The organism is Streptomyces sp. NPDC052682 (genome assembly GCF_040678435.1).
Taxonomy (GTDB): Bacteria; Actinomycetota; Actinomycetes; order Streptomycetales; family Streptomycetaceae; genus Streptomyces.
Genome location: NZ_JBFATS010000002.1, coordinates 1 through 13,956, shown reverse-complemented (window position 1 = coordinate 13,956; position 13,956 = coordinate 1). Strand labels below are relative to the sequence as shown.

Below are 13,956 nucleotides of genomic sequence, written 5' to 3'. Positions count from 1 at the left end.
GTCTTCGCAGCTCAGCGGGTGGTTTCACGCTCGGTTCACACCGTTGTGGGGAGCGCTTTCGCGCCATCTTCGGTCACCCGGGTGGCCCCGAAGTAGTCGGGCGTGTCGATCGGGTCGAAGCGGATGACGGCCCCGGTGCGGGGCGCGTCGATCATGTACCCCCCGCCGACGTAAATACCGACATGCCGGATGGCTCGCGGATTGGTCAGGTCGTCCGAGAAGAACACCAGGTCGCCGGGGAGGAGCTCGTCCCGTTTCGGATGCGGCCCCGCGTTGTACTGGTCGTTGGCGACACGCGGCAGCCGAACCCCCACGCTCGCGTACGCGGCCTGGGTCAGTCCCGAGCAGTCGAAGCGTCCGCCCTGCTCAGCGGTACCGGTGCCACCCCACAGATAGGGCGTGCCGAGCTTCTTCTGGGCGTAGGCGATGGCGCCGGCGGCCTGCTGGGAGGGATCGACCCGGCCGACCGGCGCGGCGAAGCTCTTCTCCAGCGTGGTGATCCGCTTCACGTAGTTCCGCGTCTCGGTGTACGGCGGCACGCCCCCGTACTTGATCACCGCGTAGGCCCCCGCGTTGTAGGAGGCCAGCATGTTTTCGGTCAGATTTCCGGGGACGTCCTTCACGTACGAGGCGAGGGTGCAGTCGTACTTCGCCGCCGACGGGATGGCGTCCTTGGGATCCCACACGTCCCGGTCCCCGTCGCCGTCGCCGTCGATGCCGTGCGTGGCCCAGGTGCCGGGGATGAACTGCGCTATCCCCTGCGCGGCGGCCGGGCTCTTGGCGTGCGGGTTGAAGCCGCTCTCCTGGTACAGCTGGGCGGCGAGCAGGGCCGGGCTGATGGCGGGGCACAGCCGGCCCCACTTCTCGACGAGGGCCGCGTACGCGGCGGGCACGGTTCCCTTGGCGAGGTTCTTCGCCCCGCCGCTCACCCCGTTGACCAGGTTCCCGGCGACGACGTACACCCCGACCACGAGCAGCATCACGAAGGCCAGCGCGGAACCCGTCACTGCGGTCGCCACGATCCACGCCTTACGCACCGTCAACCGCCCCTCACCGCCCAGGAGTCGTCGCCGTCGTCAGTGTAGGGGCGCGGGCGGCGCCGCGGAATGATCACACGGGAGCAGAAGGGGAGCAGGAGGGGAGCAGGCGGGGCTGACGGCGGGTCAGGGGTCGCGTGCCGCGTCCCGGTACAGCCGCGCGGCCTCCGCGCCGAGCACGACGCTGTAGGACACGTCCGGCGAGGTCCCGCCCTCCTCGTGCCCGCCCAGCACCCCGACGACCTGCCCGTCGCCGTTCACCCACGGGCTGCCGCTGGTACCGCCGCTGAAGCCGGGGCAGTCGATGCGCTGCTGGGTGGCGCTGTGCGCGACCGGCTTGTTGGTGCAGCTGACGGGCGTCTCCCGCGCGTCGGGATACCCGGTGACGGTCACGGCGGTGGCGCCCGTCGCCGTACCGGTGGTGAACCGGTTCGCGCCCACCACGTCCTCGGCGCCCTTCCCGCCCCGCGGCGCGAGCACCGCGAAGGCCACGTCGCTGTCCTCGTCCTGCCCCTTGGCCCACCCCTCGGGCAGGAACCGCCGCTTGACCTTCCACACGCCGTACGGTGCCCGGCCGTCGCGGTACCCGGGCACGAACACGAGGTCCCCGTCGTGGTCGAGACAGTGCGCGGCGGTGACCACGAGGTTGTGGTACGGCCCGTGCACCACCGAGGCGGTGCAGAAGTGCCCGCCGGCGAGCCGGCCCACCCGGCCGGCCGGGAACAACGCCCCGATCCGCGCGCTCCGCGCGCTCACGGCGGCCGTGACCGTCACCCCGAGGGGGCCGGTCCCGTCGTCCGCGGCGGCCACCGAGGCCGAGGTCATGGCAGCCAGCAGCACGAGCGCGCCGGGCAGCGCGCGCCCATGGCTGCCCAGCAGGCGGAGGGTGCGCTTCACCGGGCCCACTGTGGTGGACGAAGGTGAGAGAAACGTCAGACCGGACCTGTACCGCCGATTCCGGGGTCCCCCGCCCCGCCGCCCGGGTCAAGCCCCACCCATTCAGCCGCCATCGGCCGGTCATCGGCCGGTAAGCCGCACGGCCCGTCAGGTATGGCGGAAGTCAGGATTCCGGAAGCCGTCTTGTTGGCGCGTCCCCATCAACGCGATGGTCGTCGCGGGCCGCCGCCCCCACCGGGAACCGCACCGGTGGACCCCCACCCGCAGGCCTCTGTCCACCACTGCCAGGAGGCTGTACGTTGTCCAACTCCCCCGCCAGACCGAGCAACTGGCGCCGCATCGGCTCCGCCGCCGCGGCCACCACCGCCCTCCTGCTCGCCGGACTCGGCACCGCCGCCCCCGCGAGCGCCACCCCCACCCCCACCGCCCGGACGAGCAGCTCCGCCGTCACCTGGACCCCCGCCCCCTGCTCCACCCCCAGGAAGAAGGGCGAGCTCACCTGTCACGCCCTGCGCGTCACCGGCGGCCTGACGGCCTACCAGAAGCAGCGCGCCGCGCAGCACGGCACCACACCGAAGGCCGCCGACGCCACCACCCCCGCCGGCTACGGCCCCGCCGACCTCCAGAACGCCTACGGCCTGACCAGCGCCGCCGCCACCAACGGCGCCGGCCGCACCCTCGCCATCGTCGACGCCTACGACGACCCCCACGCCGAGGCCGACCTGGCCGCCTACCGCTCGCACTACGGCCTGCCCTCCTGCACCACCGCCAACGGCTGCTTCAAGAAGGTCGGCCAGACCGGCTCCACGACCTCCCTGCCCGCCGCCGACAGCGGCTGGTCCCAGGAGATCTCCCTCGACCTGGACATGGCCAGCGCGGTCTGCCCGCAGTGCCACATCCTGCTGGTCGAGGCGAGCTCCGCGTCCATGACCAACCTCGGCACGGCGGTGAACGAGGCGGTCAAGCTGGGCGCCCGGTACGTCTCCAACAGCTACGGCGGCTCGGAGTCCTCCTCCGACACCACCTACGACTCCGCCTACTTCGACCACCCGGGCGTCGCCATCACCGTCAGCGCGGGCGACTCCGGCTACGGCGCCGAGTACCCGGCCGCCTCCCGGTACGTCACCTCCGTCGGCGGCACCAGCCTCACCACCGCCTCCACCAGCCGCGGCTGGAGCGAGAGCGTGTGGAAGACCAGCAACTCCGAGGGCACCGGTTCCGGCTGCTCCCGCTACGACGCCAAGCCCGCCTGGCAGACCGACACCGGCTGCACCCGCCGCATGATCGCCGACGTCTCGGCCGTCGCCGACCCGGCGACCGGCGTGGCGGTGTACGACTCCTACGGCGTCACCCCCGGCTGGTACACCTTCGGCGGCACCAGCGCCTCCGCACCCATCATCGCCGCCGTCTACGCCCTGGCCGGCACCCCGTCCAGCGGCAGCTACCCGGCCCGGTTCCCGTACGCCGCGGCCGGCACCCCGGCCCTCAACGACGTGACCACCGGAAGCAACGGCAACTGCTCCACCAGCTACTTCTGCACCGCCCGCCCGGGCTACGACGGCCCGACCGGCTGGGGCACCCCGCAGGGACTCGGCGCCTTCACCGGCTGACCCTCCGTCAACGGCCGCTTCCGAAACGAACGGGCCACGGCATCCGGCCGTGGCCCGTTCGCGACGTTCCCGCACCCCCGGTTAGCCTTCACCCGGAGCATCTGCTGACGGATCCTCACCCCAGGTTCCACCCGTCTCCTCGTTGCCCGGCGTAACATGCCGTGATACACAGAGTGACCATACGATTCTTCGCACAGCGTGCCCCCGCTCCCCCTTAGGGTCCGGCGCGCACCAGTGGCAAGCTGTTCGTACGAAACCCGCCAATCGATGACGCCAAGTCGACATACGACGGCGCCATTGTCGGCGACAATGAGGCCTGACCTCTGCACGACCGCAGAGGATGCGGAACTACCCAACCAGGGGCGGTGACTTACATGCTCTTTGCGGCCGACAAGGGAGACATCAACACCATCATCGGCGGAATCGCTCCGGACTGGGGGCCCTTCGGCAGCCTGGGCAACGAGGCGAAGACGATGATCCAGGTGGTCATGGCCTTCGCCATCCTGATCTGCCTCGGCATCGCCGTCTGGGGCGCCGCCAAGCAGCGCATCGGAGCGACGGCGCTGCGGGACACCTTCAGCGCCGAACAGGGCAAGGGCCTGATCATCGCGGGCCTGACGGGAGTCTTCATCATCGGCTCACTCGGCACGCTGTTCACCATCGTGTACGGCATGGCCGTCTAGGCCGGCCTCCTCCGTCCCGACCGGGCGCGCCCGGCCCCTCCACCCCACCCGCCCGTCGTGCCCACCGGCTGAGGTTGCGTTTCCCTGATGTCGAGTCACCACACCGCGCCCGCGCGGGAACCAGCACGGCTACCGTCGTACGAGGAGTACGACGAGTTTCCGCACGACGTCGAGGGGGCGTACGCGGCATGAGTCTCGGAGACGAGCGCGAGGCCTCCGGCGGGTACGGCGGCACGGGCCAGACCCGCACCCGCCTGCCCGACGGAGGCGCCGACCCGTACGGCGGCGCCCGCCGCGGCCGGTCGTCCTCCCGCAGCCTGGTCACGGTCGTCGGCGTGGTCGTCCTCCTCATCGCCGCGATCGCCTTCGCGAACCGCGGCAACGACGACCCGTCCTCGGCAGACACCCCCCAGAACAAACCGGAAACAGCCCCCACAGCCCCCTCGGGCCAACGCCCGGTCCAGTCCAAGAAGACCGGCATCCCCACGGGCTACACCCATGACAAGACGGGGGCGCAGAGCGCGGCGGCGAACTATGCGGTGGCGCTGGGTTCAGCTGAGATGTTCGACAAGGCCAAGCGGGACGCCATCTTGCAGGCGATCATCGTCCCTTCCCGGGTCGCCGACTTCGAAGCGAAGCTGGACAGGGCGTACACGCCGGCGTTCAACAAGAACGTGGGCCTGAACGAGGACGGCTCCACCCCTAAGGGCTACACGTTGGTCTCCCGCACGAGCCCGATCGGCACCAAGGTCACCCAGACCTCCACCGACAAGGCGACCGTCGAGGTGTGGTGCAGCGGCCTGCTGGGCCTCGCCGGCGAGAACTCCACGAACCCGGTCACGAACAGCTGGTTCACCATCACCATGCAGCTCCAGTGGACCGACGGGGACTGGAAGATCGTGACGCACTCCCAAAAGGACGGCCCCGCGCCCATCCCCGGCGACGAAAGGGCCTCCGGTGCCGAAGAGATGGCGAAGGCCGTCCAAGAGTACGGAGGGTTCACCTATGCCCGCTAGCCGCCGCGTACTCAAGGTCGCCGGCATCGCCACTGCCCTGCAGACCACAGCGGTTCTCGCAGCCACGCATGCCTTCGCCGCACCTACCCCAACGCCGACGCCGTCCGAGACTTCCGACTGCTCGCTCATCGCTCCTCCTGCCAGGAAGTTCTGTGAGGAAGGCGGCGGCTCCGGGGGAGGCGCCGGCACATCGACCCTCGACCCCACCTCCACCCTCGACCCCCTCTCCTCCCTGGCCAAGGGCTGCGCCGACGCCGCCTCCTGGACCGTCGACAAGCTCAGCGCCGCCGTGAAGGACACCGCCAACGTCGACTTCACCAACCCGAAGTTCCTCCAGCAGTACGCCGTCGTCTTCGCCGCATCCACGGTCCTCACCCTCCTGCTGTGGCTGCTGGCCGTCGCCAAGCGAGCCGTACGCGGCGTCCCCCTGGGCACCGCCCTCTCCGAAGCCGTCGGGTTCCTCTGGCTGACCGTCCTGGCCTCCGCCTTCACCCCGCTGATCCTCTACACGGTCGTCTCGGCGACCGACGGCATCACCGAGGTCCTCGCCAAAGCCACCGGCGACCAGACGGACACCTTCTTCGGCACCTTCTCCGAGGCCCTGAACAAGGGCGAGAACATCGGCGGCGGCCCGATCATGCTGATCGTCGTCTCCCTGGTCAGCATCCTCGCCGCCGGCGTCCTGTGGCTCGAGCTCGTCATCCGCGCCGCCCTGCTCTACGTCGGCGCCCTCCTCGGCACCGTCGTCTACGCCGGCCTGGTCGACAAGAACCTGTGGGGCCACGTCCGCCGCTGGGCGGGCATCATGATCGCGGTCATACTCGTCAAACCGGTGATCGTCATCGTGCTGGGCCTCGCGGGCGCACTCTCCGCCGACGACGGCCCGGACGCCTTCTCCGCCGTCGTCTCCGGCCTCGCCATCATCCTGCTCGCCATCTTCGCGTCCGCGATGATCTACCGTTTCGTCCCCGGCTTCGGCGACGAGATCGCCGGCTCCCGCAACAACCGCCTCATGCGCGGCGCCGAGAACAAGGCCGCGGCCGTCATCAGCTCCCCGGCCTCCCTGGTCGCCCAGGGCATCAAGACCCACAGCACCCGCGCGGACAGCTCTCCGGCGCCCGCGAGCACCGCCCCCCGCCCTTCCAACCCCGCCTCCGGCGGAGTCGCCGCGCACAGCTCGCGCACCGCGAACGGCGGCGGTTCTGTCCCCTCCGCCGCACCCGCACCCCGCTCGAGCAGCCCGGTCAACACTCCGCACGCCGGCAACACCCGCAACAGCAGTACCAACCGCACGGGAGGTGAAGGGCGTTGACGACCGAGTCCCACGTGTCCCATCCGGTCACGCCCCGCCGTACGTATCTGATCGGCCGCGCCCGGCCGAACGCGATCATCGGCCGCAACCGCGAGACCGGCGAGATCGCGCTGATCATCGCGGGCGCGTTCCTCGGCATGATGTGCGGACTCCTCGTCCCCGTCCTGTCCCTGCGCATCGTGCTGCTGACGGGCTTCCCACTGGTCGCGCTGGCCATGGTGTACGTGCCGTACAAGCACCGCACCTTCTACAAGTGGTTCGAGATCAACCGCAGCTACAAGCGGACCCTCAAGCGGGGCGCCACCTACCGCTCCGCCGTCATGGAGGCCGGCACCCGCCTCGACGGCCGCGAGGTCGAGGTCGGCCCCCCGCCCGGCATCGGCCGTATCACCTGGCTGTCCGCCCCGTTCGGGCCCGACGAGATCGCCGTCCTGCTGCACGCCGACCGCAAGACCGTCACCGCCGCCATCGAGATCGAGGGCCCCGGCGTCGGCCTGCGCGACTCCGAGGACCAGGAAGCCCTGGTCGACCGCTTCGGCACGCTGCTCAAACACGTGGCCAACGGCGACGGCTTCGTCACCCGCCTGCAGATGCTCGCCCGTACGCTGCCCGCCGACCCGGACGCGCACGCCAAGGACGTCGCCGTCCGCGGCGACGACCGCTCCCCCGGCTGGCTCCAGCAGTCCTACGACCAGCTGCTGTCGATGGTGTCCACCAGCAGCGAGCAGCACCGCGCCTACCTGGTCGCCTGCATGCACTACACCCGCGAGCTCGCCGGCGAGGCCAGCGCCATGGCCCGGGCCGCCCGCGCGCACGGCGGCAAGGTCGACCGGGACGCCGGTCTCGCCGTCGTCATGGCCCGCGAGCTGACCGACATCTGCTCGCGCCTGCAGGAGGCCGACATCCGCGTACGCCAGCCGCTCGGTCAGGGGCGGCTGGCCTCGCTGATCCACTCCATGTACGACCCGGACCACCCCATCGACCACATCCAGGCGATGACGAAACGCAACGCCTGGCCGGCCGAGCTGGACGCCACCGAGCCCACCTACCTGCAGGCCAAGACCCGCGAGTCCTCCACCCGCGCGCCCTGGTGCCACGCCACCGCCTGGATCAAGGAGTGGCCGATGACCCCGGTCGGCGTGAACTTCCTCGCGCCGCTGCTGGTCCACACCCCCGACGTCATCCGAACGGTCGCCGTGACCATGGATCTCGAGCCCACCGAGGTAGCCATCGAACGCATGCTGACCGAGAAGACCAACGACGCGGCCGAAGCCTCCCGCGCCGCCAAGATGAACCGCACCGTCGACCCGCGTGACGTGGCCGCCCACAGCCGCCTCGACCAGCGCGGCGAGGACCTCGCCAGCGGCGCCGCCGGCGTCAACCTGGTCGGCTACATCACCGTCTCCTCCCGCTCCCCGGAGGCCCTGGCCCGCGACAAGCGGACCATAAGGGCCTCCGCGGGAAAGTCGTACCTGAAGCTCGAATGGTGCGACCGCGAGCACCACCGCGCCTTCGTCAACACCCTTCCCTTCGCCACCGGCATCCGGAGGTAGGACCTGATGCGGGACCCGCTGTCCGTCCTCACCGACGCCTTCACCTCCTTCCTCTTCGGGAAGGTCGAGACGACCCGCCTGCCGGTGCGCACCTCCACGGGCCAGGCCCAGGCGGTCTACCTGCCGACGGCCGCGCCCGGCCTCGGCGACTCGGGCGTCATCATCGGCCGCGAGGTGTACTCCGGAAAGGGCTACATCTACGACCCCTTCCAGCTCTACGGCCAGCAGCTCCCCGCCCCCCACTGGCTGGTCCTCGGCGAGTCCGGCAACGGCAAGTCGGCGCTGGAGAAGACGTACGTCCTGCGCCAGCTCCGCTTCAAGGACCGCCAGGTCGTCGTCCTGGACGCGCAGGGCGAGGACGGCGTCGGCGAGTGGAACCTCATCGCGCAGGAGCTGGGGATAACGCCCATCCGGCTCGACCCGATGGCGGCCCTGGACCACGGCATCCGCCTCAACCCGCTGGACCCGTCGATCACCACCACGGGCCAGCTGGCGCTGCTGCGCACCATCATCGAGGTCGCCATGGGCCACGGCCTCGACGAACGCTCCGGCTTCGCCCTCAAGGTCGCGCACGCCTACGTCAACGAGACCATCACCGACCGCCAGCCCGTCCTGTCCGACATCGTCGAGCAGCTACGGCACCCCGAACCCGAGTCGGCCGAGTCGATGAACGTCGCCATAGACGACGTACGGGCCTGGGGCCTGGACGTGGCGCTGGTCCTGGACCGCCTCGTCGACGGTGACCTGCGCGGCATGTTCGACGGCCCGACCACGGTCGGCATCGACCTGGACGCGCCGCTGATCGTGTTCGACCTGTCCCACATCGACCGCAACTCCATCGCCATGCCGATCCTCATGGCGATCGTCGGCGTGTGGCTGGAGCACACCTGGATCCGCCCCGACCGGAAGAAGCGCATCTTCCTGGTCGAGGAGGCCTGGCACATCATCAACAGCCCGTTCGTGGCGCAGCTGTTCCAGCGGCTGCTGAAGTTCGGCCGACGGCTCGGCCTGTCCTTCGTGGCGGTCGTGCACCACCTGTCCGACGTCGTGGACGGCGCGGCGGCCAAGGAGGCCGCGGCCATCCTCAAGATGGCCTCGACCCGGACCATCTACGCCCAGAAGGCCGACGAGGCCCGCGCCACCGGCCGCGTCCTGGGCCTGCCCCGCTGGGCCGTGGAGATCATCCCGACCCTCACCCCCGGCATCGCCGTCTGGGACGTCAACGGCAACGTCCAGGTAGTCAAACACCTGGTCACCGAAACCGAACGCCCGCTGGTCTTCACCGACCGCGCGATGACCGAGTCCTCCAGCGACCTCGCCGACGACGCCCTGCGCGCCGCCGAACGGGAGGCGGAGGCGCGGGCCGCGGCCTTCATGGAAGAACACCTGGAGCACGTGGACGGCTCCGAATCGACGGTGGCCTAGGAGCAGGGGGCAGGGTGAGACCGGACGACCGCCGCGACCAGCACCGGGACGCCCAGGGAGGCATTCCGGACGGCCTGCTGATCGGCATACTCGCGTTCCTCCTCGGCATGACCCTGCTGGTGTGGACGGCCACGGGCCTGGCCGGCCGGTTCGCCCACGGCTCCTGGCCCCAGGGCGTCACCTTCACCCGCACGCCCCTGGCCATGCGCCACCTCGTCACCCACCCCCAGGACATGCCCGGGGCCTGGCCGGACACCCCACCCGCCCAGCTCTCTGGCTACGGCCTGTTCTGGGGCCTGTTCATCGGCCAGCTGATGCTGCTGTTCACCTTCACGGTGGTCGCCATGACGAGGGTGGCCCGCTGGAGGGCGGACCGGGAACGGCGCCGCGCCGAGAAGACCACGGCGATCGACCAGCCGGCAGCACTCTCACCGGCACAGCTCCCGCACGAGGTCCCGACCCCGCGGCCCCCAGCGGAGACGGCCACACCGCCGAGTCCGCCCCTCCAGGCCGCGGCACCCGAACCCCCGGCACACGAAGCCGCCCATCCTCCGGCGTTCCCGCTCGGCCAGGAAAGGGTGGGCGGCGGGGAAAGGATCCTCGTAGCCCCCAGGGAGACCCGCCGGAGCACGGCGACCCAAGCCGTACGCGACGCCGACGGCCCGGCTCTGGTCATCACCTCCAACCCCACCCTCTGGCAGGACACCAAGGACGCCCGCGCCAAGCTCGGCCCGACCCTGCTCTACGACCCCACCCACCTCTGCGACACCCCGGATCGCCTGCACTGGTCCCCCACCGCCGGCTGCGAGGACAGACACACGGCGACACAGAGAGCCACCGCCCTCCTCACCCCCGTACGCCCCACCGCCAAACTCGACCAGGCCGTCACCGACACCGCCACCACCCTCCTGCGCAGCTACCTGCACGCCGCCGCCCTGGAGAGCCGCACCATCCGCCACGTCCACCGCTGGTCCCAGGGCACCCAGATCCAGGAAGCCGTCCGCACCCTGCGCACCCACCCCAAGGCTTCCCCCGGCGCGGCAGGCGAACTCGAAGCAGCCCTCACCGCCCACCCCGAACGCCGCGACCTCGCCCAGCACCTGCTCACCCGCGCCCTGTCCGCCCTCTTCACCGTCCATGTCCGCGAAGCCTGCACACCCAACCGAAGCGACACCCTCGCCTTGGATTCCTTCGTGCACGAAGGGGGAACCCTTTATGTGGTGGGTGAATCCATCGAGGACCCCAGGACCAGCCCGGGCGCAATGCCGCTCCTGACGGCCCTCGTCTCCGACGTGGTCGAGCACGGCCGGCGCATGGCCGAACGGTCATCCTCCGGTCGGCTCGACCCACCACTGACGCTCGTCCTGGACGACGTCGCCGCCGTGGCTCCGCTGCCCCAACTGCCGGAGCTGCTGGCCACCGGAGCGGACCGGGGCATGCCGACCCTGGCCCTGCTCCGGTCCCGCGAACAGGGCCGCTCCCGCTGGCCGGACACCGGACTCCCGGTCTGACCCGCCCAGCCGCCGCAGCCGCCCTCACGCACGCTCGAGCACGAACTCCCACTCCCGCTCCCCCGCGTCCCCCAGCGGCACGGTCACCCCACTCGGCACGAACCCCACCTTGCGGTAGAACCGCTGCGCCCGGGCGTTCTCCTCGTGCACGATCAGCCGCACCCGCTCCACCCCCCGCCCCCACGCCCACTCCAGCGCGGCATCGAACAGCACCTCCGTCAGCCCGCTCCCCCGCTCCTCGGGCCGTACGAACACCCCCACAAGGTGCGCCTGCTTCTGTTTCACGTGAAACCCCGCCCAGTCGGTCGTCCCGGGCTCCTCCACCAACACGGTCACCGTCCCCACCCACCGCCCGTCCGGCCCCTCGGCGATGATCTGCTGCAGTGCCTCCGCCCCTTCGGCAGCCGAGGCCGTCCGCTCCTGCCAGAACGAGTCCGGCCGGGCAGCGGCCTCCTCGTACGTCTCCAGAAAGGCGAGGTGCGCCACCGGGTCCCGCAGCGCCGCGAGCCGCAACTCCTTCGCCGCCGGCCACTCCTCGGCCCGGACGGACCGGATCAGGTAGGTCATGCGGGCCACCGTAGTACCCGGGTACGACGCCGCTCATCCGAATACCGCCGCCGGTCCGACGCCCGCCGCCCCCGCATGGACGAGCATCGAAGCATGATGACGGCCCAACGCGCGGCGGACCGCACAAGCGAGCCCCTCACCGAGTACGTCCAACGCTTCAGCCAGCGGGTGCGCGCCTTCGACCGGCGCCACCCGCTCGTCTGGGACCTGCACCTGTCCGGCTTCTGGGTCGCGGCGGCACTGATCGACTACGTCGGCGGCGGCTGGCGCAACGTCGCCCTGGTCCTCGACACCCCGTCGTGGCTGGTCCTGACCCTGAGCCTGGGCCTGTCCGTTCCCCTCGTGTGGCGACGCAGCCACCCTTTCGGCGTGCTCCTCGCGATCGTCCCGTTCGCCCTGGTCAACGCCTGGACCGGGACGGTCCTCCAGGCGGCCATGCTGCAGTTGCTCGTCGTCTTCCACATCGCCCTGCGGCTGCGCCCGAGCATGCTCGGCTGGGCCTTGGTCCTCGTCATCACCCCGGTGGTCATCACCGCAGTCCGCTACCCCAAGGGCACCGCCGACCAGGACATCGTCCCCGTGCTGATGTCCGTGGTCTGCGCCGCGGCCATCGGCATCGCGGTCCGGGCCCGCCGCAACCGCACCGAGGCCCTGGAGGACCGTGCCCGCCGCCTGGAGATCGAACGCGACCAGCAGGCACGACTGGCCGCCGCCGCCGAACGCGCCCGCATCGCCCGCGAGATGCACGACATCATCGGCCACAACCTCTCCGTCATCACCGGCCTCGCCGACGGCGGCAAGTACGCGGCCGCCAAGTCCCCGGAGCGCGCCGCCGAGGCCCTCCACGCCATCGGCACGACCAGCCGCCAGGCCCTGGGCGAACTCCGCCGCCTCCTCGACGTCCTGCGCGAGGAGGACAAGGACGACACCGAGGCCGATCTGGCCCCTCAGCCCACACTCACCGACCTCGACCAGCTGATCGACGGCGTACGAGCCGCCGGCCTCCCCGTCAGCACCATCACGCACGGCACCCCGGCCCTCCCACCGGGCCGCCAGCTCACCGTCTACCGCGTGATCCAGGAAGCCCTCACCAACACCCTCAAACACGCCGGTCCCGGCGCGACGGCCGAGATCACGCTGTCGTACGGCGACAAGGGCGCCGTCATCGCGACGGTGACCGACTCGGGCAGGGGAAGCCCCCCGGCCGTCCCCGGCGACGGCCGCGGACTTCCCGGAATGCGCGAGCGAACCGCCCTGTACGGCGGCACACTTGAGGCCGGTCCGCGCCCGCATCCGGAGCGTGGCTGGCGCGTCCACCTACAGCTCCCGGAGGAAACCCCGCAGTGACCACGGTCCTCATCGCCGACGACCAGCCCCTTCAGCGCCTCGGCTTCCGCATGCTTCTGGAGAGCCAGGACGACATGACGGTGCTGGGCGAAGCCACCAACGGCAGCGAAGCCGTTCGCATGACGGCTGAGCTGCACCCGGACGTGGTCCTGATGGACGTCCGCATGCCGGGCCTGGACGGCATCGAAGCCACCCGCCGCATCGTCGCCTCCGGCGACCGCACCCGGATCCTGATCCTGACGACCTTCGACCTGGACGAGTACGCCTATGCCGGCCTGCGTGCCGGGGCATCCGGCTTCCTGGTCAAGGACGCCCAGCCCGAGGAACTCCTCTCGGGCGTCCGCGCGGTGGCGACGGGCGACGCGGTCGTAGCCCCGGGCCTCACCCGCCGTCTCCTGAACGCCTACGCCCACCATCTGCCGGCCACCGCGCCGGACCCTCAACCGGCACGGTCCGTCCCCACGGACCCCCGCCTGGCCTCCCTCACCGACCGCGAACGGGAAATCCTCACGGTCATCGGCAAGGGCTGGACGAACACGGAGATCGCCTCCCGCCTGCACCTTGCGGAGTCGACGGTGAAGACCCATGTGGGCCGCATCCTCGCCAAGACGGGCTCCCGGGACCGGATCCAGGCGGTGATCCTGGCGTACGACGCGAGGCTGGTGGAGCCGTCCTGAAACGCAGAAAACCCCGTGCCGAATGGCACGGGGTTTTCTCAAAAATTGTTCGGCGGCGTCCTACTCTCCCACAGGGTCCCCCCTGCAGTACCATCGGCGCTGTAAGGCTTAGCTTCCGGGTTCGGAATGTAACCGGGCGTTTCCCTCACGCTATGACCACCGAAACACTATGAAACTGACAACCGGACCATGTGTGGCACATGGGGCTGTTCGTGGTTTCAGAACCAACACAGTGGACGCGAGCATCTGAGGACAAGCCCTCGGCCTATTAGTACCGGTCAACTCCACACGTTACCGTGCTTCCATATCCGGCCTATCAAC

12 protein-coding genes and 1 rRNA gene are annotated in these 13,956 nt (G+C 70.6%); 9 read left to right on the top strand and 4 right to left on the bottom strand.

Features of this window, described 5'->3' with window-relative positions; genetic code table 11:
- Positions 1–35 precede the first annotated feature (35 nt).
- Both AB0K80_RS02405 and AB0K80_RS02400 read right to left on the bottom strand, forming a co-directional pair.
- Entirely contained in the window at positions 36–1,043 is a 1,008-nt protein-coding gene (locus AB0K80_RS02405) for a bifunctional lytic transglycosylase/C40 family peptidase (protein WP_365664996.1), read from the bottom strand.
- A gap of 120 nt (positions 1,044–1,163) precedes the next feature.
- Positions 1,164–1,934, bottom strand: coding sequence for a trypsin-like peptidase domain-containing protein (locus AB0K80_RS02400; protein ID WP_365664994.1), 771 nt, complete (start codon positions 1,932–1,934; stop codon positions 1,164–1,166).
- 299 nt (positions 1,935–2,233) lie between these two features.
- Here AB0K80_RS02400 and AB0K80_RS02395 point away from each other — a divergent pair, with 299 nt between their 5' ends.
- From AB0K80_RS02395 to AB0K80_RS02365, 7 genes are all read left to right on the top strand, one after another.
- Positions 2,234–3,544 carry a S53 family peptidase gene (locus AB0K80_RS02395; protein ID WP_365664992.1) on the top strand — a complete coding sequence of 437 codons (1,311 nt, stop codon included), beginning with the start codon at positions 2,234–2,236 and terminating at the stop codon, positions 3,542–3,544.
- Between the two features lie 374 nt (positions 3,545–3,918).
- On the top strand, positions 3,919–4,227 hold the full coding sequence (locus tag AB0K80_RS02390) for a hypothetical protein (RefSeq protein ID WP_365664990.1): 309 nt from the start codon (positions 3,919–3,921) through the stop codon (positions 4,225–4,227).
- A gap of 188 nt (positions 4,228–4,415) precedes the next feature.
- The gene (locus AB0K80_RS02385; protein WP_365664988.1) at positions 4,416–5,243 is read left to right on the top strand and encodes a hypothetical protein; all 828 of its coding nucleotides are present in this window, start codon (positions 4,416–4,418) and stop codon (positions 5,241–5,243) included.
- Complete coding sequence (locus AB0K80_RS02380) at positions 5,233–6,555, top strand: hypothetical protein (protein ID WP_365664986.1); 1,323 nt, start codon at positions 5,233–5,235, stop codon at positions 6,553–6,555. The genes AB0K80_RS02385 and AB0K80_RS02380 overlap by 11 nt, the downstream gene beginning before the upstream one ends.
- Complete coding sequence (locus tag AB0K80_RS02375) at positions 6,552–8,108, top strand: SCO6880 family protein (RefSeq protein ID WP_365664984.1); 1,557 nt, start codon at positions 6,552–6,554, stop codon at positions 8,106–8,108. Before AB0K80_RS02380 ends, AB0K80_RS02375 begins: the two co-directional genes overlap by 4 nt.
- Positions 8,109–8,114: 6 nt before the next feature.
- Positions 8,115–9,533: an ATP-binding protein gene (locus tag AB0K80_RS02370; RefSeq protein WP_365664982.1), complete on the top strand. Its 1,419-nt coding sequence runs from the start codon at positions 8,115–8,117 to the stop codon at positions 9,531–9,533.
- A gap of 14 nt (positions 9,534–9,547) precedes the next feature.
- Positions 9,548–11,044: a TraM recognition domain-containing protein gene (locus AB0K80_RS02365; RefSeq protein ID WP_365664981.1), complete on the top strand. Its 1,497-nt coding sequence runs from the start codon at positions 9,548–9,550 to the stop codon at positions 11,042–11,044.
- 24 nt (positions 11,045–11,068) lie between these two features.
- Here the strand turns inward: AB0K80_RS02365 and AB0K80_RS02360 are convergent, their stop codons facing one another.
- Entirely contained in the window at positions 11,069–11,611 is a 543-nt protein-coding gene (locus tag AB0K80_RS02360) for a GNAT family N-acetyltransferase (protein WP_365664980.1), read from the bottom strand.
- A gap of 96 nt (positions 11,612–11,707) precedes the next feature.
- Between AB0K80_RS02360 and AB0K80_RS02355 the strand changes: the two genes are divergently transcribed.
- Both AB0K80_RS02355 and AB0K80_RS02350 read left to right on the top strand, forming a co-directional pair.
- Positions 11,708–12,958: a histidine kinase gene (locus tag AB0K80_RS02355; RefSeq protein WP_365665821.1), complete on the top strand. Its 1,251-nt coding sequence runs from the start codon at positions 11,708–11,710 to the stop codon at positions 12,956–12,958.
- Positions 12,955–13,635 carry a response regulator transcription factor gene (locus tag AB0K80_RS02350; RefSeq protein WP_365664978.1) on the top strand — a complete coding sequence of 227 codons (681 nt, stop codon included), beginning with the start codon at positions 12,955–12,957 and terminating at the stop codon, positions 13,633–13,635. The genes AB0K80_RS02355 and AB0K80_RS02350 overlap by 4 nt, the downstream gene beginning before the upstream one ends.
- A 47-nt stretch (positions 13,636–13,682) precedes the next feature.
- Here AB0K80_RS02350 and rrf read toward each other — a convergent pair.
- Positions 13,683–13,799, bottom strand: a 5S ribosomal RNA gene (gene rrf, locus AB0K80_RS02345).
- Between the last annotated feature and the right edge of the window lie 157 nt (positions 13,800–13,956).

What these genes read in the sequence shown, in the direction of transcription:
- AB0K80_RS02360 (WP_365664980.1), bottom strand. Translation starts at nt 11,611, where the DNA reads ATGACCTACCTGATCCGGTCCGTCCGGGCCGAGGAGTGGCCGGCGGCG.
- AB0K80_RS02380 (WP_365664986.1), top strand. Translation starts at nt 5,233, where the DNA reads ATGCCCGCTAGCCGCCGCGTACTCAAGGTCGCCGGCATCGCCACTGCC.
- AB0K80_RS02355 (WP_365665821.1), top strand. Translation starts at nt 11,708, where the DNA reads ATGACGGCCCAACGCGCGGCGGACCGCACAAGCGAGCCCCTCACCGAG.
- AB0K80_RS02385 (WP_365664988.1), top strand. Translation starts at nt 4,416, where the DNA reads ATGAGTCTCGGAGACGAGCGCGAGGCCTCCGGCGGGTACGGCGGCACG.
- AB0K80_RS02370 (WP_365664982.1), top strand. Translation starts at nt 8,115, where the DNA reads ATGCGGGACCCGCTGTCCGTCCTCACCGACGCCTTCACCTCCTTCCTC.
- AB0K80_RS02390 (WP_365664990.1), top strand. Translation starts at nt 3,919, where the DNA reads ATGCTCTTTGCGGCCGACAAGGGAGACATCAACACCATCATCGGCGGA.